Genomic DNA, 23,042 nt, shown 5'->3' with positions numbered 1-23,042 from the left:
CGGTCACGGCGTAACGGCGCGGTTCGCCGCGAAAGATGCGACTGCCGCGTCATCGAGCTGCGACGGCACCCCGGCAGCGGCCACTGCCAAGGGCGCGATGCCGGCCGGTCCGCACGGCGAGCCGGCACTCGGTAGTCTTGTCGCGTGACACAGCTCGTCAACCCGCCAGATGCCCCCGACCTGAAGCTGGACGCGTGGCGCGTACTGCCCGCCGCCCAGCAGCCGAACTGGCCTGATCAGGCGGTGCTCCGGGAGGTGGCCGGCACGCTCTCGAAGCTGCCGCCGCTGGTGGTGGCCGACGAGATCGACGCGCTGACGGCCCGGCTCGCCCAGGTGGCCCGGGGTGAGGCGTTCCTGCTGCAGGGCGGTGACTGTGCCGAGACGTTCGCGACGTCGTCCCAGGCCGACATCGCCGGCAAGGTCCGGGTGCTGCTGCAGATGGCGGTGGTGCTGACCTACGGCGCCTCGGTGCCGGTGGTGAAGGTCGGCCGGATGGCCGGCCAGTACGCCAAGCCCCGCTCGACCGAGCTGGACGCCTTCGGCTTGCCGTCCTACCGCGGCGACATGGTCAACGAGCTGCACGGCGACGTGGCCGCCCGCACCCCGGACCCGCGCCGCATCCTGCGGGCCTACTCGACGGCCGCCTCGACGCTGAACCTGCTGCGGGCCTACGCCGGTGGCGGGCTGGCGTCGCTGGCGAAGGTGCATGCCTGGAACACCGCGTTCGCCCGGACCACCGAGACCGGCGGGCGGTATGAGCAGCTGGCTGCCGAGATCGACCGGGCGGTCCGGTTCATGCGTGCCTGCGGCGTGCACGACGCGGCGCTGGACGGGGTGGAGCTCTATGCCAGCCACGAGGCGCTGATCCTGGAGTACGAGCGCGCGCTGACCCGGGTGGAGAACCACCGGGCCTATGACCTGTCCGGTCACTTCCTGTGGGTCGGCGAGCGGACCCGGCAGATGGACGGCGCGCACCTGGACTTCGTCTCCCGGATCGCCAACCCGATCGGCGTCAAGCTGGGGCCGAGCACGACGCCGGAGTTCGCCGCGGAGCTGGTGGAGCGGCTGGACCCGAACGGCGTGCCGGGCCGATTGACCCTGATCAGCCGGATGAGCAATGCGCGCGTGCGCGACCTGCTGCCCCCGATCATCGAGAAGGTCCAGTCCACCGGCCACCTGGTGGTCTGGCAGTGCGATCCGATGCACGGCAATACCGAGGAGACCGCTGACGGGGTCAAGACCCGGCACCTGGACCGGATCCTCGACGAGGTGGACGGCTTCTTCGACGTGCATGCGGAGCTGGGCACCCATCCCGGTGGGCTGCACGTCGAGCTGACCGGTGACGACGTCACCGAGTGCATCGGCGGCACCGCCGAACTGACCGCCGCCGACCTCAGCCGGCGGTACGAGACGGCGTGTGACCCGCGGCTGAACACCGAGCAGTCCCTGGAACTGGCCTTCCGGGTCGCCGAGCGGCTGGTCGCGGACTACCGCAACCGCGAGCAACGCACCGAACGCGACCGCCGCACCGATGGGAGGACCGGATGACCGCCAGCCCGCCGGTGGTGGACCTGCGCAGCGACACCGTCACCCGCCCGTCCGCGGCGATGCGGCAGGCGATGGCCGAGGCCGAGGTCGGCGACGACGTCTACGGCGAAGACCCGACGGTCAACGCCCTGCAGGCCGAGGTCGCCGAGCTGCTCGGGCACGAGGCCGGCCTGTTCACCCCGACCGGTTCGATGGCCAACCAGCTTGCCCTGCGGTTGCTGGTGAAACCCGGCGAGGAACTGGTATGCGACCGGCTCGCGCACGTGGTCCGGGCCGAGATGGGCGCGGCCGCGGCCCTGTCCGGTATCACCACCCGTACCTGGGACGCGGCCGGTGGCCGGCTGGACCCGGACGCGCTGGCCGAGGCGATCACGCCCAATGCCGGGCCGCACCAGGTCTCGACCACCGCCATCGCGGTGGAGAACACCCACAACTTCGGCGGCGGAACGGTGCAGCCGGTGGAAGCGGTCCAGGCGGTGCGGGAGCTGGCCCGCGAGCACGGCATCGGCCTGCACCTGGACGGTGCCCGGCTGTGGAACGCCCATGTCGCCTCAGGGGTGCCGCTGCCGGAACTGGCGGCCGGCTTCGACACCGTCTCGGTGTGCCTGTCCAAGGGGCTGGGAGCCCCGGTCGGCTCGGTGCTGGTCTCCTCGGCGGAGCGGATCGCCGAGGCCCGGATCTGGCGCAAGCGGTACGGCGGCGGGATGCGGCAGGTCGGCATCCTGGCCGCGGCCGGCCGGTTCGCCGTGCGGCACAACATCGAACGGCTCGCCGAGGATCACGACCGGGCCGCCCGGCTGGGCGCGGCGCTCGGCCAGAAGCCGGAGCTGATCGAGACCAACATCGTGGTGTTGCGGGTGCCCGACGCCCCCGCGGTGGGGCTGGCGGCCCGCGAGCAGGGGGTCATCGTCTCGGTGATCGGCCCCACCCTGATGCGGCTGGTCACCCACCTCGACATCGATGACGAGGGGCTGGACCGGGCGATCGAGGTGCTCGGGCCGCTGCTGGCAGGCTGAGCCAGGGGCAGCGTTGCCCCGAAGGCATCGGTCGCGGACTCATTCGCCGGGCTGGTGCTTCGATGAGCACCGCCCCGCGGAAGGAAGGCAGCACGATGGATTGGAAGCTCGAAGTGGTGGTAGTCCCGGTGTCAGACGTCGACCGGGCGAAGGAGTTCTACACCGAGAAGCTCGGCTTCCACCTCGATGTGGACCACCGGGCCGGCGAGAACTTCCGGGTGGTCCAGCTGACCCCACCCGGTTCGGCCTGCTCGATCACGATCGGGACGGGGCTCAACGACGCGGCGCCGGGGTCGGTGCGCGGCCTGCAGCTGGTGGTCTCCGACATCGAGGCCGCGCACGAGCACCTGGTGTCCCACGGCGTCCAGGCCAGCGAGATCTCGCACTTCGACGAGGGCGGCCTGCAGCCCGGCCTCGACCCGGAGCGCCGGGAGTTCGGCTCGTTCGTCTTCTTCAGCGACCCGGACGGCAACAGCTGGGCGGTGCAGGAGGGGCGCCGGGCCTGACCATGCCGAGGGATCCGGCGGAGACTGAGCGGGTGGATCGGGTACGGGCATCGAAGCTGCTCTCGCGCATCCTGCGGCACGACCCGGCATCGGTCGGCATCACCCTCGACCCGGCCGGCTGGGTGGCGGTCGACACCCTGCTGTCCGCCCTGCGCGACCACGGCTACCCGCTGTCGCGCGACGAGCTGCAGCACCTGGTGGCGACGAGCGACAAGCAGCGGTTCGCACTCGATCCGGCCACCGACCGGATCCGGGCCAACCAGGGTCACTCCGTCGCCGTCGATCTCGGGCTGCCGTCGGCAGTGCCACCGGACCGGCTCTATCACGGCACCCCGGTAGGCAACGTCGAGTCGATCCTCGCCCAGGGCCTGCACCGCGGCTCCCGGCATGACGTGCACCTGTCGCCCGACGTCGAGACCGCCCGCCGGGTGGGCGCGCGCCGCGGCCGGTGCGCCGTGCTGGTGGTCGACGCGCGGGCCATGCACTCCGACGGTCAGCTGTTCAGCGTCTCGGGCAACGGCGTGTGGCTGACCAGGCAGGTGCCGGCCCGCTACCTGTCCCTGCTGAGTTGAGCCGAGGCCGGCGAACCCGCAAGTTAGGGTCACCGGCATGACAACGCCAGGCGCCATCTCATGGGTCGGTTTGCTGACGCTGATGGTCGACGGGCCCGACCTGCCGGTGCGCGGCCTGATCAGCAGCCGTGAGGGTGCCGATGACTCGCAGCGCTACTTCGGATGGACCGCGTTCGCCGGCGAGCCGATGCCGGTGTTCGCCGGCTTCGCCTCCGCGACGGACGCCGAGGCCGGTGCCGAGCCGCCTGAGCCGCCCGACCCGGCCGAGGAGGAGCCGGTGCTGACCCGGGTCTGGCGCTCCGGGCGGCGGGTTCGCCTGGAGCGCCCGGCCGGCCGGCCGTCGCTGATCGTCGGGGACGAGCGCTGCTGGCAGTTCCGCGGCGATGACCCGGTACCGGTGGAGTCGCCCAGCCGCGTGGTCACCTACCAGGGCCACGGCACCCAGCTGCTGCACCGCCGCGCCGCCGCCGACTTCACCGGTGAGGACTTCACCCGCCCGACCGGGCCGGTCGGCGAAGCCACCTTCCTGGACCGCCCCGTCTACACCGTCGAGCTGGCGCCGCCGGCCCACAAGCCGTTCCCGACCCAGCTGCTGGTCGACCGTGAGACCGGCCTGGTGCTGCAGCAGCGCAACGACGGATTCGGTTCGGTCGACGAGTGGACCGAGTTCGTCGTCGGCGAGGAAGCCGACGAGCAGCTGTTCCGCTGGGAAGGACCGGTCCGGCCCGAGGCGGACGAGCGGGCCGAGCGCGAGCGGGAGTGGCAGGCCGACCTGGCCGAGCGGGCCGACTGGTTCGGTGCCCACGTCGCACCGCTGCCGTTGCGACTGGAGCTCGACGTGAGCGTGCACGTTCACGTCCACGAGCCCGACGGCTCGTTCGAGGCCAGCATCGGTGAGAGCCACCTGGGCTCGCTGGCTCGCCGGCCCAGCTCGGAGGAGGATTGGCCGCTCCACTGGTCCCAGGTCCAGCACCGCTGGACCTCCGACGGCTGGGACTGGGCGCTCAGCATCCACGACGACCAGCTCACCGAGGCGGGGCTGGCCAGGCTCAAGCAGGCTCTCGGTGGCGCATGAGAGGCCGATCTGCGTTACTTTCAGCAAGGTCAGGTAGCCACCGGCGGCGCATGATCACCAGCCGAAGCGAGGGGAGCGCGCAATGTCCTTGACCGAGATCCATGACCCGGTGATGTTCGCGATCCCGGTGTTCGTGGTCTTCCTGGCCTTGGAGATCCTCGCCATCCACGTCCTGCACCACGACCAGTTCACCGTCGGCACGGGCGGAGCCGCCGAGGTGGTGCGCGGCTACGACCCCGCCGACACCCGCACCAGCCTGGCGATGGGCGTCGGCTACGCGGTGGTGAACCTGTTCTGGCGGCTGGTGGTGCTGGTCGTGTACGCCGCCCTCTACGAGCTGACCCCGCTGCGGCTCAGCCCGCAGTACTGGTGGACCTGGGTGCTGGTGTTCTTCGCCGACGACCTGGCCTATTACGGCTTCCACCGGGCCTCGCACCGGATCCGGTTCTTCTGGGCGGGCCACATCGTGCACCACTCGTCGACGCACTACAACTTCTCGACCGCGCTGCGGCAGAAGTGGACGCCGATGCTCCTGCTGCCGTTCTGGATGCCGCTGGCGCTGATCGGCATCCCGCCGTGGGTGATCTTCACCGCGATGGCCTGGAGCCTGATCTACCAGTTCTTCCTGCACACCGAGAAGATCGAGAAGATGCCGGGCTGGTTCGAGGCGGTGTTCAACACCCCGTCCCACCACCGGGTGCACCACGGCAGTGACGCCGACTACCTCGACGTGAACTACGCCGGCATCCTGATCATCTGGGACCGAATGTTCGGCAGCTTCGTGCCCGAGACGCACCGGCCGACCTACGGGTTGACCAAGAACATCGACACCTACAACCCGATCAAGGTGGCGTTCGGGGAGTTCGTGAACATCGGTCGCGACGTCCGGCGCGCGCATGGGCTGAAGGCGAAGCTCGGGCACATCTTCGGCCCGCCCGGCTGGCAACCGGCCGGCGCCCGGCTGGACCCGGCGCAGCCCAATCCCGAGCAGCTGAGCCCGGTCCGCCGCGCTTAGTTCGACTCGTCCTCGGGATCCGTCGGCCGGACGGTGCCGGGGACGAGATCTTGGTTGGTGCCCTCGAAGTCACTCGGGTCGATCTCAGGCTGGTCGTCGTCGAACTGCTGGTAGTCCGACTGCGGCTTGCCCGGGTTTCCGTTCAGCGCGGCGTTGTCCTCGTCGACGCGCTTGTCGCCGTACACCTCGTCGTCGAGCGGATTGGTCATGATGCCTCCCGTGCCCAGCCGGCCCTCGCGACCGATGCGAGCCGCTGCCTGGCCGCCGTTCGACTCTAGCCCCACTCCGGTTCGGAGGCAGTTCCGCCGGTCGGCAGTCGCGCAGGCACGCCCCCTCGGTCCGGGAAGGGGGCGAGCCTGCCTCACATCAGTAGCTGATGCCGAGTTGGTAGGTGGTTTGGGTGGTGGCGGTGCGTTGGACTCGGACGTCGACGCTGACGGCGGTGGTGCTGGTGTTGGTCCAGGCGACTTGTTCTGGGGCGGTGCCGGTGTGGGTGGAGGCGACGAGTTGGGTGTCTGCAACGCTGTAGATGAAGAGGTTGTAGTCGACGCTGAGGCCGTAGAGCTGGCCGGTGACGGTGCGCCCGGCGGGGACGCTGATGCGGAAGCAGTCGTTGGCTGAGGTTTCGTTGACGTAGGTTCCTGAGACCTGGTTGCAGGGTCCGGTGATGGGTTGCGGGGCGGTGGTGCCGTTGGGTTCGATCTCGGAGACGGTGGTGCAGGCGGGGCTGGTTTGGTAGCTGCCGGTCAGGCTGGTGCTGGAGTAGGCGGCGTAGCCGTGGATCATGACCTGCCAGGTGCCGGGTGTGGGGGCGGGGAAGGTGCAGGTTTCGGTGGTGGTGCCGCCGTCTGATCGGCAGTCGTAGGCGGTGGTGGCGGGTGCGGAGCCGAGCCGGACGTAGAGGTCGGCGTCGCCGGTGCCGCCGGTGGTTTGGAACTTCAGGTTCGACGCGCCGGTCGGCACGGTCATGGTCCAGGTTTGTTGGCTGCCGGTGGTCCCGGAGATGCCGGTGACGGCGACGCCGTTTTGCAGGCCGGTGCCGGTGGGCGGCGGCGCGGTGGTGGGCTGGGGTTTGATCGCCAGTGCCGGAGTCCAGCCGGGGTTGACGCCGTCGCCGGAGTAGGCGCCGCGGTAGGTGGTGATGCGTTGCCGGTCGTTGAAGTCGCGGTCATAGTCGCGCTGGCCGGAGACGGCGGAGTAGTCGATGGCGGTGCCCTGCAACTGGCCGGTCTTGGGATAGAGGTCCAGGCCCGAACCCAACGCCGCCATCGGGTTGTTGAGATAGGACGAGGCGGCGCTGTAGGTCCCGGTGATGTTGTTGCTCTGCTGACCGTCGCCGTACAGCGGGATGCCGGCGAACACCGCGTTGCCGAACACCCGCTGCTGGTAGTTGGTGGTGTCGGCGCCCGTGATCCGGATGCCGGTGCCGGTGGTGACCACGGTGTTGTTGTAGAAGTCGATCCGCTTGGGCACGTCGTTGTGCGGCTGGCTGTAGGCGCCGTCACCGTTGCGGTTGACCAGCAGGTTGTCGTGGAAGGAGAAGTTCCCCTCACCCTGGAACAGGCCCTCGGACGGGTTCTGCCACAACAGGTTGCCATAGATCTGGTAGCTGTCCGTCGACCCGGCGCCCGAGAGCGGCCAGTGGTCCACCAGCAGGTTCGCGCGCGCCAGCGAACCGGTGAGGGCGCCGTTCTCCTTGCTGAAGGTGTTGTTCCGGATGATCGTCGTCCCGGACGAAGGCATGCCGAGTGAGGTGTCGCGGCTGAGCTGGTGCTTGAACTGCAGGTTGTAGCCGAGAGTGTCGTAGACCAGGTTGTTCTCGACCAGGAAGTTGGCCGTCTCACCGGTCCCGTCGGAGTCGCCGAAGTACATGCCGGTGTACGTGCTGGTGATCGTGTTGTTGCGGACCACCCAGTTCCAGGCCGGATCCTTGGTGTTGATGCCCGAGATCTGGTTGGCGTTGAAGTTCTTGAAGCTCAGCCCGTCGATCAGGATGTGGTGGGTCCACGCGGGCGTGGTCGAGGACGAGGACCTCTTCTCGCCCCGGACGCCGTCCCCGCCCTTGCCTTGGCCGTCGAGGGACAGGTTGCGCACCGCGATGTAGCTGGAGTTCCTCAAACTCACGATGTTCCAGCTGTCGCTGCCTGTGAACACAGCAGGGGGAGAGCCGCTGGCCGGGCCCTCGACGATGATGCACTGGTCCGGCTGCCCGTTCTTGTCCCTCAGGTTGAGCCCCTGGGTGTAGGTGCCGGCGGCCAACTGGAGCCGAACACCGGCCTTCAACTTCGGAAGCTGCAACACGTAGTCCGACGGCGTCGCCTGAATGGTCGTGGTGGGAACCAGCGCGCCGCAGCCGCTCATGGTCTGCCACAGCGGTGGGTTCTCGACGGCCGCGGCAGTGGTCGCCGACAACGAGGCAGTGGCCACCCAGCTGCTGACCACCAGGGTGAGCGCCAGCAGAACGCGCCGCAGGGGGACCCGGCCGGACACGAGGGTGGAACTGCTCGACTCGCTGCCGCTGCTGAAGCCAAGGGAGCGCATCGGGGGACCTCCGGGGGAAGGAGTAGCTGTGACCGGTACGAGCACCAGTAGCGGCTTGCCTCCACCTTGCTGACCTTGAGACGGTTTGGCTAGAGGCTCGCCGGATAGTGCGAAATCTGGGATACGAAAGCGGCGTGACCTGCGGGCGCCTGTTGAGCGGCTCTGGCTAGCCCGCCCGCAGTGCCGCCGAGGTTCGCCCGAGCAGCGCGGGCAGCGTCATGACGATCTCGGCCAGCTCGTCCAGCGAGGTGCCGTACAGCGCCTGCGGGCCGTCGACCAGCGCCTGCTCCGGATGCGGGTGGACGTCGACCATCACGCCGTCGGCGCCGGCCGCGATGCCGGCCCGGGCCAGCGGCACCACCAGATCCCGCCGGCCGGCCGAGTGCGACGGGTCGACGATGATCGGCAGGTGGGACAGCAGCTGCATCATCGGCACCGCCGAGACGTCGAACATGTTCCGGATGGTCGGCTCGAACGAGCGGATGCCCCGCTCGCACAGCACGATGTCGAGGTTGCCGCGCTGCGCGACATATTCGGCGGCCATCAGCCACTCCTCATAGGTGGCCGACAGCCCGCGTTTGATCATGATCGGCTTGCCGACGCTGCCGACGGCCTGCAACAGCCCGAAGTTCTGCATGTTCCGGGTGCCGATCTGCAGCATGTCGGCGTACTCGGCGACCAGGTCGACATCGTTGACGTCCAGCACCTCGGTGACGAACGGCAGGCCGGTCTCCTGCCGGACCTCGGCGAGGATCTTCAGCCCGGCACCGGCCAGGCCCTGGAACGCATACGGCGAGCTGCGCGGCTTGTAGGCGCCACCGCGCAGCAGGCTGGCTCCGGCGCGCTTGGCCAGCTGGGCCGACTCCATCGCCTGCTCCGCCGATTCCACCGCGCACGGCCCGGCGATCAGGGTGAAGGTGTCCGGCCCGATCGGCACCCCGCCGACCCGGACGGTGCTGCGTTTGGTGTGGTTCTCGGCCGCGACCAGCTTGTACGCCGCGGTGATCCGCTTGGTGTCGGCCACGCCGGGCAGGCCCAGGACGTCGATGGTCTCCAGGACCGCCTCGGTGCCGACCACGCCGATGATGGTGCGGGTGACGCCACGGCTGACGAAGGCCTGGCCGCCGTGGACCTCGATGTGGCTGACCACCCGGTCGATGTCGGCCTGAGTCGCGGACGCAGCCATCACGATCACCATGCGGCCAAGGCTAACCCGCGACCGGAAGGCGGCTGCCCTGGTTCGGCGTCAGACGACGGTCAGCACTACCTCGGTGCCCGGCCGCACCTGCGTCCCGGCACCGGGATCCATGCCGACCACGGTGCCGAGGAAGCCGCCGAAGGCCCGCTTGACCCGGACCTTGAGGCCGAGCCCCTCCAGCCGGTGCTGGGCCAGGGCGAGCGGCGTGCCGTTGCGGATCTGGGGGAGCGTGATCAGCCGGGGCCCCTGGGAGATGACCAGGTTGACGGTGCTGAACTTCGCCACCGAGGCCCTGGCCACCGGGTCCTGGCGGATCACCGAGCCGTCCGGGACGGTGTCGGAGTAGTCACGTTCGAGGTTGAGCTCGAACCCGGCCTTGGTGAGGATCGAGCTGGCCTCGTCCTTGGTCTTGCCGACCACGTCGGGCACCGCGATGATCGGCGGCCCGGTCGAGACGTAGACGGTGACCACCGAATCCCGCTTCACCTTGGCGGTCGGCCCCGGATCGGTACGCATGACCTGGCCCGGGGCGATCTTGCCGGTGGGATCGGCGGTGTCGCGGCGGACCAGCCGCACCGGGAGCGCGGCGAAGGCCTGCTCGGCCTCGGCGTAGCCGCGGCCGGCCACCTGGGGCACCACGAACCGCTCCGGGCCGCGCGAGATCACCAGCCGCACGCTGTGGCCGCTGAGCAGATGGCTGCCGGCGTCCGGGCTGCTGCCGAGCACGGAGCCGGCGGCCGCGGTCTCGGAGTACGCCTGGTCGACGGCGGAGTCGACGCTGAAGCCCGCGCTGCGCAGCTCCTGCACCGCCGTCGCCCGGCTGTCACCGGCCACGTCGGGCACCGCGTGGTAACGCCCGACTGCCAGGTACCACGCCCCGTAGCCGGTCAGCAGGCCCAGCAGCAGGATGATGGCGACCACGATGGCGGCGCGGCGGCGGGACCGGCGGCGCCGGGTGGCTACGGGGCGGGGCCCGGGCCGGTCTCGGCGATCGCGGTCGTCACCCTGGGGCTCGGCCCGGTCCCGCTGGTGCACCGTCGTGTGCTGCAGATCGGAGGCAGCCGGGCTGGCCGGCGTCGGAGCGGTGGCCGACATCGCGGCTGCCGACATCGCGGTGGCTGACGTCGCGGTGGCTGACGTCGCGGTGCCGGCTTGGGGCAGCCGGACGATCCGCTGGGTGTCCTGCGTCGGGTTCGCGGTCTGCGGCCGGGGCGGCACGCCGACCACCGGCAGCCCCAGGTCGATCCGGGCATTGTGCAGTTCGGCCAGCATCGCCCCGGCGTCCAGCGGGCGCCCGCCCGGTTCCCGGGAGGTGGCCCGAACCACGATCTCGTCCAGCTGGGGCGGAATCCCCGGTCGCCGGGTGGACGGCGGCGGCACGTCGGAGTTCACGTGCTGGTAGGCCACCGCCATCGCGCTGTCCCCGCGATAGGGCGCCGAGCCGGTGAGCAGCTCGAAGAACACCACCCCGGCCGAGTAGACATCCGAGCGCGCATCGGCTGACCCGCGCGAGATCTGCTCCGGCGGGCAGTAGGCCACGGTGCCCATCATGAGTCCGGTGCGGGTGCTGCTCTGGTCGGCCTCGATCGCCCGGGCCAGGCCGAAGTCGGCCACCTTCACAGCACCGTCGTCGGCCAGCAGGATGTTCTCGGGCTTGACGTCACGGTGCACCAGGCCGGCCCGGTGCGCCGCCGCCAGCGCGCCGAGCACCGGCTCCATGATCGAGACGGCCAGCTCCGGCGGCAGCGCGCCGCGCTCGCGCAGCAGGTCGCGCAGCGTCCGGCCCTGCACCAGCTCCATCACCAGGAACACGTGCCCGTCGTCGCTGCCCTGGTCATAGACGGCGACGGCGTTGAGGTGCGAGAGCCTGGCGGCCACCCGCGCCTCGCGGGCGAACCGGTCGGCGAAGGCCGGATCCATCGACAGGGCAGCCGACATCACCTTGACCGCTACCGGGCGGTCAAGGCGCTCGTCCAGTGCGCTGTACACGGTCGACATGCCACCGGGGGCAAGCTGGCGGAGAACCCGGTACCGACCTTCCAGCACACGGCCGACGATCCGGTCAGGAGCCGTCTGCACGCCGCAATTCTAGTTCGTGTCCTAGAACCCCCGGTCCGCGCCGCGCGGCGGGCCGGTGGCCGATGGCGACAGTAGGGTTGTCGGCATGCCCGCTGGGACGCCGTCCAGGCCGCGGATCGAGCTGATCGCCGATGAGGAGCATCCCGGCGGCACCATGCTGGTGATGGACGACGTCCGGCAGTCCTATGTCGACATCGACGACCCGACCTACCTCGACTTCGAGTACATCCAGTACTTCGCCAGCGTCCTGGCGACCCTGCCGGACGGCCCGCTGGCGGTCACCCACATCGGCGGCGGCGCGCTGACCATGCCGCGCTACCTGCAGGCCAGCCGGCCCGGCTCGCCGCAGATCGTGCTGGAGCCCGACACCGAACTGACCCAGCTGGTGCGCAGCAGGTTGCCGCTTCCCCGCGAGCACCGGATCCGGATCAGGCCCCTGGACGGCCGCGCCGGGGTGAGCGGGCTGGCCGACGCCAGCGCCGACGTCGTGGTGCTCGATGCCTACGCCGACGGCCGGGTGCCGGCGTCGCTGACCACGCTGGAGTTCTTCACCGACGTCTCCCGGGTGCTCAAGGCCGACGGGTTGTTCCTGGCGAACCTGGTGGACGAGCCGGGCCTGCGCTACCTCGGCCGGGTGCTGGCGGGCTTGCGGGCGGTGTTCGGCGACCTGGCCATGGTCAGCTCCAACGACGTCCTCAAGGGCCGGCGGTTCGGCAACGTCGTGCTGGCCGCCTCGGCCGGGCCGCTGGACGTCGCGGAGTTGCGCCGCCAGATCGCCCGGCAGCCGTTCCCGGCCGGTGTCCGCGACCGCAGGCAGCTGGCCGTGCGGCACGGCAGCGCCCGGCCCTGGACCGACGCCGAGTGCGCACCGTCACCGGAGCCTGTCCGGGACGGCTGGCGGATCCGCTGAGGCCGCATGGCAGGCTTGATCGCATGCCCGACCAGACCGAACTGATCACCCTCCCCGACGCCGCCGAACTGCTCGGCATCCCGATCACGAAGGTGCACCAGCTGCTCAAGGACGGCCAGCTGGTGGTGACCACCGACGACGCCGGGCGCCGGGTGCTGCCCCGGGCGTTCGTGGCCGGTGGAGCCGTGCTCAAGGCGCTGCCGTCGGTGATCACCCTGTTGCGCGACGGCGGCTACGCCGACCCCGAGATCATCGACTGGCTGCTGCGGGCCGACGATTCGCTGCCCGGCACCCCGGTGCAGGCACTGGCCGAGAACCGGGGGACGGAGATCAAGCGGCGGGCCCAGGCGGCGGCGTTCTGATGCCGGGCCGGCCGTGCGCCAGCTGACCTACCTGGCCGTGCTGGCCGGCTGCCTGCTCGGCACCCTGCCGCTGGAGCTCGTGCTCCGGGTCCGGGTCTATCCCCGCTGGCGCAGGTTGCTCGCCGCGCTGGTCCCGGGTCTGGTGCTGGGAGTGGCCTGGGACCTGTACGCGGTCCGGCACGGCCACTGGCACTTCGACCGCGACTACCTCATCGGCCTGGACCTCGCCGGTCTGCCGGTGGAGGAGGTGCTGTTCTTCGTGGTGATCCCGACCTGCGCGATCCTCACCCTGGAGGCGGTGGCGCGCCGCCGGCCGGGCTGGCCGATCGGTGACGAGCCGGCCGAGCCGGCTGAGCCGGCTGAGCCGGCTGAGCCGGCTGAGCCGAATACCGCCGATTGCGGCGATCCGCGCGATCCCGCCGAGCCGGACCGTCCGGCGCGATGACCTACACCTGGCTGGTCGTCGGCGGGCTGCTCGGCGCGGCCGCCTGCGACCTGGTGCTGCTGCGGACGAGACTGCTGTGCCGCAAGGCGTTCTGGGTGTCCTACGCGATCATGGTCGGCTTCCAGCTGCTGGTGAACGGGCTGCTGACCGGGCTGCGCATCGTCCAGTACGACCCGGACACCATCCTGGGACTGCGGGTGGCCTACGCCCCGGTGGAGGACCTCGGCTTCGGCTTCGCGCTGATCCTGCTCACGCTCTCGTGCTGGGTTGCGCTGGGCCGGCGCGCTGCCCGGTTGCCGCCTCGGGGGATCGCTGCACCACCGGGCCGAGCAGGGCCCGGGTGGCCAGCGCCGCGGCCAGCACCGCCGGGACGTAGGCCGCCATCTCCAGGCTCGAGCCCATCGGGCGGGTGAGCAGGGTCAGTGAGATCGACGCGGTGGCGATCCAGCCGAGCTGCCGGGGCGCGACCAGGAACACCGCGGCGATGGTGAGCGACCAGCTGAAGTACCACGGCTGGACCGCGGGCCCCAGCACCACCAGGGTGACCAGGCCGAGCGCCAGCAGCCGCATCGCCGGCCCGCGCACCGCCCGGAACCAGAGCACCACCAGCAGCAGCGCGCTGACGATCAGGCCGGCGTTGCGGAAACCGCGCACCGTGGCGTCCACCAGCGTGCCGGCGTGGGCGGCGCCGATCGCGGCCCGGTAGCCGACGGCCAGCATGGTGGGGATCGACATGAAGTTGATCACCGGCACCCCGGAGCTGACCTGCCGCGCCCAGCCCAGGCCGACCCCTGCGATGAGCGACACCACCGCGAACACCGGCACCGCGACCGCCACCGCGATCGCGCAGTGCCTGACCCAGTCCCGGCGGCGCAGGCCTGGCCGGCCGGCAGCCGTTCGACCGTTCAGGTAGATCGGCACCGCGAAGGCCACCGCCACCAGCCCCGGCGACTTCACCGCCGCGGCGAGGGTCATCAGCGCGATCCCGGCGACCAGGTCGTGCCAGCCGGCTGCCGGCCGCGACACCAGCACCAGCCCCGCCACGATCAGCGCCACCATCACCGCGTCGTTGTGGCCACCGCCGACGGCGTGCACCAGGATCAGCGGGTTGCCGATGGCCAGCCACAGCGCCAGGTCCGAACGCTTGGCGTACCGGCCGGCCAGCACCGGCAGCAGCCGGGCGGTGAGCACGATCGCGGCGAACGGCAGCAACCGCAGCAGCAGCACGCTGACCAGCGCATGGTTGCCGGTGAGCGCCGCCACCCACTTGGAGACCGCCACCCAGAGCGGGCCGTACGGTGACGGCGTGTCGACCCACTTCCAGGCGACGTTGTCGAGGAACTTGCCCAGGTCCACCGCGGGCAGGTCGGCCGGGGTGGTGGTGTAGGGGTCCAGGCCGTGCCGGGCCAGCTGGGCCTGGGCGGCGTAGCTGTAGAGATCCGAGCTGGCCAGTGGCATGCCGAACAGCAGCGGGACGGTCCAGCCGATCAGGATCCGGCGCAGCAGCGGCACCCCGACCACCTCGCCGGTGCTGGCGTGCTCGCCGCGGGTCGAGCCGGTCAGCAGCAGGCGGCCCAGCAGCAGCCAGGCGGTCACCACCAGGACGAGGCCGAGGTAGTACAGCGCCAGCGCGGTGTACAGGCCAGCCTGGCCGTGCCGGAGCAGGCCCAGCACCGGTATCAACCGGGTCGGGTCGTTGGCCGGCAGCGCACCGGCGCCGAAACTGCCCAACGCGATCAGGACGGTGCCGAGCAGGCCGGCCCGGGCGATCGCGGCCAGGCCCCAGCCGTCCACAGCCTTGGCGAACCAGCGCAGGCTGCTCGGCACCGGCGGCGGTGCCGGGACGTGCCGCTGGAGGCTGACAGTCACCCGCCCATCGTCGCAGATCCGGCGAGGGGTTCAGAACGTCCGGTGCGCGGCGGCCTGGGCGAGTTCCAGCAGGGCCTGCGCGGCGGCCGGCTGGAGCAACCCGGTGCTCAGGCACCGAGCCGCCTCGGTCGCCCGCTCGACGATCCGCAGCTCGACCCGCTCGTGCGCCCCGGTTTCCTGCAGCACCTCGTGCAACCGTGCCACGCCGTCCGCGGTGAGCGCCGGGTCGCCGATGCCGGCCTGCAGCAACGCCCGCTGGGACGGGTTCCCGGCCTGGTGGGCCAGCGCCACCAGCAGGGTCCGCTTGCCTTCACGCAGGTCATCGCCGGCCGGCTTGCCGGTCTCGGTCGGGTCGCCGAACACCCCCAGCAGGTCGTCGCGCAGCTGGAACGCCTCACCGATCCGCAGGCCGTAGGCCGAGAGGATCTCGAGAACCTCCGGCGAGCCGCCGGCCGCGATGGCCCCGAGCAGCAGCGGCCGTTGCACGGTGTACTTGCTGGTCTTGAACTCGACCACCCGCAACGCCTCGTCAGGGTCGAAGGCACCGCGCGCCTGGGCCAGCATGTCCAGGAACTGCCCGGCGACCAGTTCGGTGCGCATCACGTCGAACTCGGCGATCGTGGCCCTGGCCCGCTCCGGCGGCAGGCAGCCGATGGCCGAGGTGAACAGCTCCTCCGACCACGACAGCAGCAGGTCGCCGAGCAGGATCGCAGTGGCCGCCCCGAAGGCCTGCCCGGAGCCCGGCCAGCCCTGCTCGCGATGGAACCGGTCGAACCGGACGTGCGCCGCCGGCTGGCCGCGCCGGATGTCGGAGCTGTCCATCACGTCGTCGTGCACCAGCGCGCAGGCGTGCAGCAGTTCCAGGCCGGCCGCGGCCCGGATCAGCTGGGCCTCACCGGCCGCCGCCTCCGGCTGGACGCTGCGCCAGCCCCAGTAGGCGAAGGTGGGACGCAACCGCTTGCCGCCGGTGAGCACCGCGGTTCGCGCGGCCTGGGCCAGCAGGCCGAGGTCGGGGGAGATGCCGGCCAGCAGGCCGGCCCGCTGGGTGAGGAAGGCCGTCAGCTCGTCGGCGATCCGGTCGGGAAGGGTGGCGGCCGGGCTCGGCAGGTCCACGCGCTCAGCCACAGCTTTTGACATTACCCTCAGGGAATGGCGCGCACGGTCAGGGACTGTTTCAAGGCCGGCAGGCCGACCTTCTCCTTCGAGTTCTTCCCGCCCAAGTCCCGGGAGGACGACCGGCTGCTGTGGACGACGATCCGCGAGCTGGAGTCGCTGCATCCGGACTTCGTCTCGGTCACCTACGGAGCCGGCGGCGCCACCCGGGACCACACCATCGAGATCACCGAGCGGATCGCCAGCGACACCACCCTGCTGCCGGTGGCGCACCTGACCGCGGTGGGCCACTCCGTCGCCGAGCTCCGGGCCATCGTCGGCCGGCTGGCCGACGCCGGCATCTCCAACGTCCTGGCGTTGCGGGGCGACCCGCCCGGCGACCCGCTGGGGGAATGGGTCTCACATCCGGAGGGGCTCAGCTACGCCGGTGATCTGGTGAGCCTGCTGCGGGCGCACGGCGATTTCACCGTCGGGGTGGCGGCGTTCCCGTACAAGCACCCCAGGTCGGAATCGATCGAGGACGACACCCTCCGCTTCATCGAGAAGTGCCGCCGCGGGGCCGATTACGCCATCACCCAGATGTTCTTCGAGCCCGAGGCCTACCTGCGGCTGCGTGACCGGGTGGCCGCTGCCGGCTGCGAGGTGCCGATCATCGCCGGGCTGATGCCGGTGACCAACATGGGCATCATCAACCGGTCCGAGCAGTTCACCGGCGCCCCGTTCCCGGCCGAGCTCGGCGCCAGGTTCGCCGAGATCGCCGAGGATCCGAAGGCGGTGCGGGAGCTGGGCATCGAGGAGACCTCGAAGCTGGCCCGCAGGCTGATCGACGAGGGCGTTCCGGGCATCCACTTCTACACCCTGAACCGGTCCCGGGCGACCCGCGAGGTGTGGGCGAACCTCACCTCGGGCGTGCTCATCGACTGAGCTGGGAGTCCCCGCCGTCGCCCTCGGAGCCGGCCGGTGGCGGGAACGGCAGCGTGGCCCCGAGCACCCCGAACGGCCGGCTGTCACCGGGGAACAGGTGATTGCGGGCCAGGTCGTAGAAGCCCATCCTGCGGTAGAGGCGCCAGGCCCGGTTCTCGCCCTCGGGCGTCGAGAGCACCATCGTCCGGTGCGGCAGGCCCTCGGCCAGCGAGCGCAGCAACCGCTCGCCGAGGCCCGCTCCCTGTGCGGTCGGCAGAACGTGCAGTTCCGAGAGTTCGAAGGCGTTGCCCAGCCAGTGCCCGGTGTCTCCGGCGATGGCGCGGCGCACCAGGTCGTGCCACCACTGGCCCGGCAGGCTGGTGTAGCCGTAGCCGAAGCCGAGCATCCTTCCCTCGGCGTTGAGCGCGGCCCGGCAGCGGAACGAGTCGAAGCCGGCGTGCCTGAGCATGTGGGTGCCCCGCTGGGCGCCGCTGCCGGTCGGATAGCCCATCGCGGTGACGTAGATCGCCATCGCCTCGGTGAGCCTGTCCGGCAGGTCGGAGCGGGGCACGTCGACGATCGTGATCGTCGACGCCGGGCTGCCGGCTCCGATTAGCTCTGCCATGTCCAGCAGATTAAGCGACTGCGACCGGTTGGGCCGACGTCAGGGCCAGCAGATCGGGATAGCTGACCGGGAACACCGCATGCGGGATGCCACCGGCTGCCCAGATCTCGCCGAATCGGGCCAGCTCGGTGTCGAGCAGGGTGCGGATCGGTGCCGGGTGCCCGATCGGTGCGACGCCGCCGATCGGCTGGCCGGTGGCGTCGCGGACGAAATCGGCCGAGGCCCGCGACAGCTTCGCCGTCCCCACCAGTGCTGCCACCTTGGCGGTGTCGACCCGGTGACCACCGCTGGTCAGCACCAGCAGCGGGGTCCGCTCGGCGGTGCTGAAGATCAGCGAGTTCACGATCGCCGCGACGTCGACGCCGAGCTGATCGGCGGCGGCGACGGCTGTGGGTGCCGGCTCGGGCAGGATCCTGACCCGGCCGGGCAGGCCCGCGGCGGCCAGGATCGAGTTGATCAGGACGCAGTTGGGATGCAGGTCGTCTGCCACGAGTTGGACAGTACGTGGCCCGTTCGTCTCCGCTCAGCCGGCGGTGGCCTCAGGTGTGCAGGCCGCACTCGGTCTTGGTGGTGCCGGCCCACCGGCCGGCCCGGGAGTCCTCGCCGGGCAGCAGCCGGCGGGTGCATGGCGCGCAGCCGATCGAGCCGTAGCCGTCGTAGAGCAGCGGGTTGACCAGCAGGCCGTTCTCCTCGACGTAGCTGTCCACGTCGGCGTCCGTCCAGGCGGCGATCGGGTTCAGCTTCACCATGTCGTGCTTGGCGTCCCACTCGACCACCCGGGTCCCGGCCCGGCTGGGCGAGTCGGCCCGGCGCAGCCCCGACGCCCAGGCGCGGTAGGGCGCCAGCGCCCGGTTCAGCGGCTCGACCTTGCGCATCGCGCAGCACAGGGTGGGGTTGCGCTCGTGCAGCCGCGGGCCGAACTCGGCGTCCTGCTCGCCGACGGTGCGCAGCGGCAGCACGGTGCGGACCGTGACCGGCAGCACGGCCCCGACCGCATCCCGCATGCCGAGAGTCTCGGCGAAGTGGTAGCCGGTGTCGAGGAAGACGACGTCGATGCCGGGCATCACCTGCGAGGCCAGGTGCGAGAGCACGGCGTCCTCCATCGACGACGCGACACACCAGTCGGTGCCGAAGTGCTCGACTGCCCAGCGGAGGATGTCGGACGCGGCCGCTGATTCGAGCTCCTCGCCGGCCCGCTCGGCCAGCCGCCGCAGGTCCCTGCCGTGGGTACCAGCGCTCGAAGCGTGCACGATTGCTTCGCTCATGACAGTTCTCCTTGGACCGGTTGTGCCAGTACCGCCGGCACCGTCCAGTCGGCCGCGATTCCTAAGTACTTCAAGGCAAATACCCGCTGGCAGGCACCGCAGCGCCACTGGCCGTGGGTCTCGCCGAACGGCCTGAGATCCTCATCGGCGCAGTACGGGCAGTGGAACGGGGCGGCGCGCTCAGTCATTGCGCCACCACCGCTCACGGTCCAGCCGGCTCACCGCGAGCCGGCTCACAGCAGCCAGTCCTCGTCGGCGCGGCTGACGTAGCTGGCGAAGGATTCGCCCTCGGTGCGCCTGTCGAGGTAGCCGGTCAGGATCCGCTCGGCGTAGTCCGGGGCCTGCTCGGCGGTCACCTTCAGCCCGCGGAACTTGCGGCCGAAGGCGGCCTCGCTGCCGAGCTGGCCACCGAGGTGCACCTGGAACGCCTCGGCATCGACGAATGAGCCGTCCTCGGCCTTGACCTTCTGCACGATGCCCTTGAACCCGATGTCGGCGACCTGGAACCGGGCGCAGGAGTTCGGGCAGCCGTTGACGTTGATCGTGATTGCCGTGTCGAAGTCGGGCAACCGGCGCTCGAGCTCGGTCCGGATGGTCTCGGCCCGGCCCTTGGTCTCGACCAGGGCGAGCTTGCAGAACTCGATGCCGGTGCAGGCGATGGTGCCGCGGTGGAACTTCGTCGGGCGGGCCGAGAGCCCCAGCCTGTCGAGTTCGGCGACCGCTGAGCCGGTCGACTCGGCGGGCAGGTCCAGCAGCACCAGGCCCTGCTGGGCGGTGGTGCGGATCCGGCCGCCGCCGAGCGAGTCGGCCAGCTTCGCGACCTGGATCAGCGCGGTGCCGCTGGTGCGCCCGGAGGCGGTGGTGGCGCCGACGGCGAACCTGCCGTCGCGCTGGGCGATCACGCCGATGTGGTCGCGGTGCGCCGGCGAAGCATCGGGTGCGGGGCCGTCCGGCAGCTTGCGCAGGAGGTACTCCTCCTGGAGCACCTCACGAAACTTCTCGGTGCCCCAATCGGCCACCAGGAACTTCATCCGGGCGTGGTTGCGCGAGCGCCGGTAGCCGTAGTCGCGGAAGATGCCGGCCACCCCGCTCCACACCTCGGCCACCTCCTCGGAGCGGACGAAGACCCCCAGCCGCTGGGCAAACATCGGGTTGGTGGACAGGCCGCCGCCGATCCACACGTCGAAGCCGGGTTCGCCGTCGGCGTCGTGGACCCCGACGAAGGCCACGTCGTTGATCTCGTGGTTGACGCAGTGCTGCGCGCAGCCCGAGATCGAGGTCTTGAACTTGCGGGGCAGGTTGGAGAAGGCCGGGTCACCCAGGTAGCGGTCGATGGTCTCGGCCAGTGCGTCGGAGCCGTCGGCGAGGGCGTCGGCGGCCACGCCTTCCAGGGGGCAGCTGAGCATCACCCGCGGGGTGTCGCCACAGGCCTCGGTGGTGCTGAGCCCGACCGCTTCCAGCCGCTCCCAGATGGTGGGCACGTCCTCGACCCGGATCCAGTGCAGCTGGATGTTCTGCCGGTCGGTGATGTCGGCGAGGTCGCGGCCGTACTCGGTGGCGATCTCGCCGATCACCCGCAGCTGCTCCGAGGTCAGCCGGCCGCCGTCGATCCGGACCCGGAGCATGAAGTACTTGTCTTCGAGCTCCTCCGGCTCCAGGATCGCGGTCCGGCCGCCCGGGATGCCCTGGGCACGCTGGGTGTAGAGGCCGTACCAGCGGAACCGGCCACGCAGGTCACCGGGGTCGATGCCGTCGAACCCGGTGTGCTGGTAGATGTCGATGATCCGCTGCTTGACCAGCAGACCGTCGTTGTCGCGCTTGCTGCGCTCGTTCGGGTTCAGCGGTTCGCGGTAGCCCAGCGCCCACTGCCCTTGTCCCTTGCCCGCTGCCATTACAGCGTGTCCCTTCAAGATTGCCCCGTAGGGCTAGAAATCTGGAGAAGGGAGCATCAACAGGTGGCGCCCGCCACCCGGAGAAGGTCGATGTGGCGGCGCGAGGTCAGCAGCGGCAGTCCCGGGCGCATGTCTACATGGTTCCACATCTCAGCGCTGAGGACCAACGCTGCCCTGCTCACTGTCGGGCCGGCTAGCGGCTACCGCTGCCCGACCACCTCCTCATCGGTGCGCTCGCGCTCCAGGGTGAGCGTCACGTCGATGTCACCGACGAACGACAGGCCTCGGGCTCGATGACGGTCATGGCTTCACAACCCTCACGAACTGCACCACCTGACTCATGTGCCGCTGTCTTAGATCGACCATTCCGCCGTCGCTCTGGCTGCCATGCTTAGCACCCTCGGCTGACGTGTTGCCCTCGATAGCGTAGAAATACCCTGGCTTGCTGCTCCAGCGCACGAACATCCCGGTGTGCTGAGCAGCGTGATGTGGCTTCCAGTGGTAGGTGACGATGTCTCCGGCCATGACCTCGTTCTCGTCCACGGCCCGGAGATTATTGGTGCCCGCTCGGGCGTCGGTGACGAGGTCCCTCGAAGCGCCATAGAGGCCGCGCCCCTCGTGCACATGCCCGTTGTGCACTCGGGAGAAGGTTTGCGTGGTCACGCCCAGTTGAGCCGCCGCGGTGGTATAGGCCCAGGTCGCGAACATGGCGCACCAGGCCTGGTACTCCTTCTGCTTCGGGTTCCACACGCTGTACCACCACTTGCTGAACGAGGTGACGTTGGAGCCCGCCGGCGATTCCTTGACGTTCCGCTGGGCCAGGGCGAGCTGTAGGGCCCTGATCCGTATCGCGTCCATGGTGGACTGATTGGTACTCACGGTGGCGCTCACCGCGTGCCTGCCGCCGGAATCCGTGTACGTCAGCACGTTCGGAGGGTTGACGGTGGAGGACGCCAACCTGGGCGTGCGACCGTCTGGGTCGACCTTGGTGAGTGGATTGGCGTCGGCGTAGTTGTACAGGTTGAGGAAGCTCGGAGCGGCGACATTCGACAGGCTAGCCAGGTTGTCGTCTAGGGCTGGGTCTGGGCTTTGCCAGACGGCCGTGCGGGGGTCGTAATAGCGGGCGCCGAAGTAGTAGAGCTGGGTCTCTTCGTCTAGTTCTTTGCCGCTGAACTGGTATGCGGTGTTGAAGCCGGGGTTCTGCTGGCTGTTGCTCTTCTCCTCGACCCAGCTCTCGCCCGAGGGGAAGTACTCCAGGTGCTCGTAGAGCTTGCCGCCGGAGTCGGTGACGTAGTTGGTGCTCGATAGCTGATCGGTGTGGAAGTAGAAGCTGTCCTTCTCGTAGGCCTTGTCCTTCACCAGCTTGGAGGCGACCCGGGTGGTGCCGATGAAGACGTGCTTGGTGCCGATCGAGCCGTTGCTGCGGACGGTGAAGAACTGGTTGACGTAGTCGGTCTCTTCCTTCGGGCTGCGCTTGATCACCCGCTGGCCGGTGTCGTCGTACTTGTACTGCTGCTGGTTGCCGTTGTCGGAGATGGACTGGATGCGATTCTCCTCGTCCCAGACGATGGAGCGCCGCTGCCCGTTGCTGTCGTCGGTCCAGCCGTTCTGGTTGCCGTCGAGGTCGTAGCTGTAGGTCTTATTGCCGATATGGGACGGGGCGTGCGGCTGGGATCCGGCGTAGGCGTAGGCCAGCGAGTAGGTGGTCTTGCCTTGGCTGACCGGGATTCCGGAGCCCTGAACGATGGTGTTGGTCTGGTTCTTGGTGGTGATGTTGTGCAGGTTGTCGTAGGCGAGGTTGTAGCTGTAGTTGTTGGTCTTGTCCGGGGCGAACTGGTAGGAGCCGGAGGCGTCGGTGAGCCGGTCCAGGTCGTCGTAGTTGAACGTCTGCGATGTCGGGCCGCCCTTGCTCGACGCTGACGGCACCGCGACATTGTTGGCGGTCGAGGTGACGTTGCCGACCTTGTCGTAGCCGTAGGAGACGTTCTGGAAGTTGCCCAGGTTCGTTCCGTTGGGCGACAGCAGCGGCCCGGCCTGCTGGTTGCTGAGCCGGCGCATGACCGGGTCGAAGGCATACGTGGTCTTGACGCCGTTGCCGTCCTCAACGA

The 23,042-nt window shown here is 70.1% G+C and carries 23 protein-coding genes and 1 pseudogene; 11 read left to right on the top strand and 13 right to left on the bottom strand.

The features are described 5' to 3' along the window. The first annotated feature begins 144 nt into the window (after positions 1-144). The 6 genes from VF542_RS20555 to VF542_RS20530 all read left to right on the top strand — a co-directional run bounded on the left by VF542_RS20555 (position 145) and on the right by VF542_RS20530 (position 5,732). Positions 145-1,548, top strand: a complete 1,404-nt coding sequence (locus VF542_RS20555) for a class II 3-deoxy-7-phosphoheptulonate synthase (protein WP_408653561.1) — start codon at positions 145-147, stop codon at positions 1,546-1,548. Further along, a complete protein-coding gene (locus VF542_RS20550) occupies positions 1,545-2,564 on the top strand; it encodes a threonine aldolase family protein (RefSeq protein ID WP_408653560.1) in 1,020 nt (339 codons plus the stop codon). The genes VF542_RS20555 and VF542_RS20550 overlap by 4 nt, the downstream gene beginning before the upstream one ends. A 95-nt stretch (positions 2,565-2,659) precedes the next feature. After that, positions 2,660-3,070 (top strand): glyoxalase superfamily protein, encoded by a 411-nt coding sequence (locus VF542_RS20545; protein ID WP_408653573.1) that lies wholly within the window; start codon positions 2,660-2,662, stop codon positions 3,068-3,070. A gap of 2 nt (positions 3,071-3,072) precedes the next feature. Next, on the top strand, positions 3,073-3,642 hold the full coding sequence (locus VF542_RS20540; RefSeq protein ID WP_408653559.1) for an RNA 2'-phosphotransferase: 570 nt from the start codon (positions 3,073-3,075) through the stop codon (positions 3,640-3,642). Positions 3,643-3,679: 37 nt separating this feature from the next. Next, positions 3,680-4,717, top strand: coding sequence for a hypothetical protein (locus tag VF542_RS20535; RefSeq protein ID WP_408653558.1), 1,038 nt, complete (start codon positions 3,680-3,682; stop codon positions 4,715-4,717). 82 nt (positions 4,718-4,799) lie between these two features. Beyond that, complete coding sequence (locus VF542_RS20530; RefSeq protein ID WP_408653557.1) at positions 4,800-5,732, top strand: sterol desaturase family protein; 933 nt, start codon at positions 4,800-4,802, stop codon at positions 5,730-5,732. Here the strand turns inward: VF542_RS20530 and VF542_RS20525 are convergent. The 4 genes from VF542_RS20525 to pknB all read right to left on the bottom strand — a co-directional run bounded on the left by VF542_RS20525 (position 5,729) and on the right by pknB (position 11,550). Further along, a complete protein-coding gene (locus VF542_RS20525) occupies positions 5,729-5,941 on the bottom strand; it encodes a hypothetical protein (protein ID WP_408653556.1) in 213 nt (70 codons plus the stop codon). The two genes, VF542_RS20530 and VF542_RS20525, sit on opposite strands and share 4 nt — an antisense overlap. Positions 5,942-6,098: 157 nt before the next feature. Continuing rightward, complete coding sequence (locus tag VF542_RS20520) at positions 6,099-8,273, bottom strand: pre-peptidase C-terminal domain-containing protein (RefSeq protein ID WP_408653555.1); 2,175 nt, start codon at positions 8,271-8,273, stop codon at positions 6,099-6,101. A 166-nt stretch (positions 8,274-8,439) separates the two neighbouring features. Further along, complete coding sequence (gene aroF / locus VF542_RS20515) at positions 8,440-9,471, bottom strand: 3-deoxy-7-phosphoheptulonate synthase (protein ID WP_408653554.1); 1,032 nt, start codon at positions 9,469-9,471, stop codon at positions 8,440-8,442. A 48-nt stretch (positions 9,472-9,519) separates the two neighbouring features. After that, positions 9,520-11,550, bottom strand: a complete 2,031-nt coding sequence (pknB, locus tag VF542_RS20510) for a Stk1 family PASTA domain-containing Ser/Thr kinase (RefSeq protein WP_408653553.1) — start codon at positions 11,548-11,550, stop codon at positions 9,520-9,522. 85 nt (positions 11,551-11,635) lie between these two features. On the opposite strand from pknB, the gene VF542_RS20505 reads away from it, so the two are divergent. From VF542_RS20505 to VF542_RS20490, 4 genes and pseudogenes are all read left to right on the top strand, one after another. Continuing rightward, positions 11,636-12,460, top strand: coding sequence for a spermidine synthase (locus tag VF542_RS20505; protein WP_408653552.1), 825 nt, complete (start codon positions 11,636-11,638; stop codon positions 12,458-12,460). Positions 12,461-12,483: 23 nt separating this feature from the next. After that, complete coding sequence (locus VF542_RS20500) at positions 12,484-12,822, top strand: Rv2175c family DNA-binding protein (protein WP_408653551.1); 339 nt, start codon at positions 12,484-12,486, stop codon at positions 12,820-12,822. A 13-nt stretch (positions 12,823-12,835) separates the two neighbouring features. Next, complete coding sequence (locus tag VF542_RS20495) at positions 12,836-13,267, top strand: lycopene cyclase domain-containing protein (RefSeq protein ID WP_408653550.1); 432 nt, start codon at positions 12,836-12,838, stop codon at positions 13,265-13,267. Beyond that, positions 13,264-13,476 (top strand): annotated as a pseudogene (locus VF542_RS20490) (lycopene cyclase domain-containing protein); the annotation flags it as partial. The gene VF542_RS20495 and the pseudogene VF542_RS20490, both read left to right, overlap by 4 nt. Before the next feature lie 40 nt (positions 13,477-13,516). Here the strand turns inward: VF542_RS20490 and mptB are convergent. Then, positions 13,517-15,136, bottom strand: coding sequence for a polyprenol phosphomannose-dependent alpha 1,6 mannosyltransferase MptB (gene mptB, locus VF542_RS20485; protein ID WP_408653549.1), 1,620 nt, complete (start codon positions 15,134-15,136; stop codon positions 13,517-13,519). A 30-nt stretch (positions 15,137-15,166) separates the two neighbouring features. Then, positions 15,167-16,261 carry a polyprenyl synthetase family protein gene (locus VF542_RS20480; RefSeq protein WP_408653548.1) on the bottom strand — a complete coding sequence of 365 codons (1,095 nt, stop codon included), beginning with the start codon at positions 16,259-16,261 and terminating at the stop codon, positions 15,167-15,169. Between the two features lie 24 nt (positions 16,262-16,285). Here VF542_RS20480 and metF point away from each other — a divergent pair, with 24 nt between their 5' ends. Further along, complete coding sequence (gene metF, locus VF542_RS20475) at positions 16,286-17,173, top strand: methylenetetrahydrofolate reductase [NAD(P)H] (protein WP_408653547.1); 888 nt, start codon at positions 16,286-16,288, stop codon at positions 17,171-17,173. Here the strand turns inward: metF and VF542_RS20470 are convergent. From VF542_RS20470 to VF542_RS20440, 7 genes are all read right to left on the bottom strand, one after another. After that, complete coding sequence (locus VF542_RS20470; RefSeq protein ID WP_408653546.1) at positions 17,163-17,777, bottom strand: GNAT family N-acetyltransferase; 615 nt, start codon at positions 17,775-17,777, stop codon at positions 17,163-17,165. The two genes, metF and VF542_RS20470, sit on opposite strands and share 11 nt — an antisense overlap. A gap of 10 nt (positions 17,778-17,787) precedes the next feature. Beyond that, a complete protein-coding gene (locus tag VF542_RS20465; protein WP_408653545.1) occupies positions 17,788-18,267 on the bottom strand; it encodes a YbaK/EbsC family protein in 480 nt (159 codons plus the stop codon). Between the two features lie 49 nt (positions 18,268-18,316). Beyond that, positions 18,317-19,042, bottom strand: a complete 726-nt coding sequence (locus VF542_RS20460) for a phosphoadenylyl-sulfate reductase (protein ID WP_408653544.1) — start codon at positions 19,040-19,042, stop codon at positions 18,317-18,319. Further along, entirely contained in the window at positions 19,039-19,230 is a 192-nt protein-coding gene (locus tag VF542_RS20455) for a hypothetical protein (protein ID WP_408653543.1), read from the bottom strand. The genes VF542_RS20460 and VF542_RS20455 overlap by 4 nt, the downstream gene beginning before the upstream one ends. A gap of 45 nt (positions 19,231-19,275) precedes the next feature. Then, complete coding sequence (locus VF542_RS20450) at positions 19,276-20,934, bottom strand: nitrite/sulfite reductase (protein ID WP_408653542.1); 1,659 nt, start codon at positions 20,932-20,934, stop codon at positions 19,276-19,278. 56 nt (positions 20,935-20,990) lie between these two features. Continuing rightward, on the bottom strand, positions 20,991-21,065 hold the full coding sequence (locus VF542_RS20445; RefSeq protein WP_408653572.1) for a putative leader peptide: 75 nt from the start codon (positions 21,063-21,065) through the stop codon (positions 20,991-20,993). Between the two features lie 169 nt (positions 21,066-21,234). Beyond that, positions 21,235-23,042, bottom strand: a 1,808-nt coding sequence (locus VF542_RS20440; protein WP_408653541.1) for an RHS repeat domain-containing protein, incomplete at its 5' end; no start/stop codon positions are given.

It is taken from the genome of Jatrophihabitans sp., from assembly GCF_036389215.1.
Classification (GTDB): domain Bacteria; phylum Actinomycetota; class Actinomycetes; order Mycobacteriales; family Jatrophihabitantaceae; genus Jatrophihabitans_A.
The sequence above is the reverse complement of the archived record's forward strand: the minus strand, read 5'-3'. Positions and strand labels throughout refer to the sequence as shown.

Coding starts and splice junctions, on each gene's coding strand:
- VF542_RS20545 (WP_408653573.1), top strand. CDS start 2,660: ATGGATTGGAAGCTCGAAGTGGTGGTAGTCCCGGTGTCAGACGTCGAC.
- VF542_RS20540 (WP_408653559.1), top strand. CDS start 3,073: ATGCCGAGGGATCCGGCGGAGACTGAGCGGGTGGATCGGGTACGGGCA.
- VF542_RS20450 (WP_408653542.1), bottom strand. CDS start 20,934: ATGGCAGCGGGCAAGGGACAAGGGCAGTGGGCGCTGGGCTACCGCGAA.
- metF (WP_408653547.1), top strand. CDS start 16,286: ATGGCGCGCACGGTCAGGGACTGTTTCAAGGCCGGCAGGCCGACCTTC.
- VF542_RS20535 (WP_408653558.1), top strand. CDS start 3,680: ATGACAACGCCAGGCGCCATCTCATGGGTCGGTTTGCTGACGCTGATG.
- VF542_RS20470 (WP_408653546.1), bottom strand. CDS start 17,777: ATGGCAGAGCTAATCGGAGCCGGCAGCCCGGCGTCGACGATCACGATC.
- aroF (WP_408653554.1), bottom strand. CDS start 9,471: ATGGTGATCGTGATGGCTGCGTCCGCGACTCAGGCCGACATCGACCGG.
- VF542_RS20520 (WP_408653555.1), bottom strand. CDS start 8,273: ATGCGCTCCCTTGGCTTCAGCAGCGGCAGCGAGTCGAGCAGTTCCACC.
- VF542_RS20500 (WP_408653551.1), top strand. CDS start 12,484: ATGCCCGACCAGACCGAACTGATCACCCTCCCCGACGCCGCCGAACTG.
- VF542_RS20550 (WP_408653560.1), top strand. CDS start 1,545: ATGACCGCCAGCCCGCCGGTGGTGGACCTGCGCAGCGACACCGTCACC.
- VF542_RS20505 (WP_408653552.1), top strand. CDS start 11,636: ATGCCCGCTGGGACGCCGTCCAGGCCGCGGATCGAGCTGATCGCCGAT.
- VF542_RS20530 (WP_408653557.1), top strand. CDS start 4,800: ATGTCCTTGACCGAGATCCATGACCCGGTGATGTTCGCGATCCCGGTG.
- VF542_RS20455 (WP_408653543.1), bottom strand. CDS start 19,230: ATGACTGAGCGCGCCGCCCCGTTCCACTGCCCGTACTGCGCCGATGAG.
- VF542_RS20525 (WP_408653556.1), bottom strand. CDS start 5,941: ATGACCAATCCGCTCGACGACGAGGTGTACGGCGACAAGCGCGTCGAC.
- VF542_RS20460 (WP_408653544.1), bottom strand. CDS start 19,042: ATGAGCGAAGCAATCGTGCACGCTTCGAGCGCTGGTACCCACGGCAGG.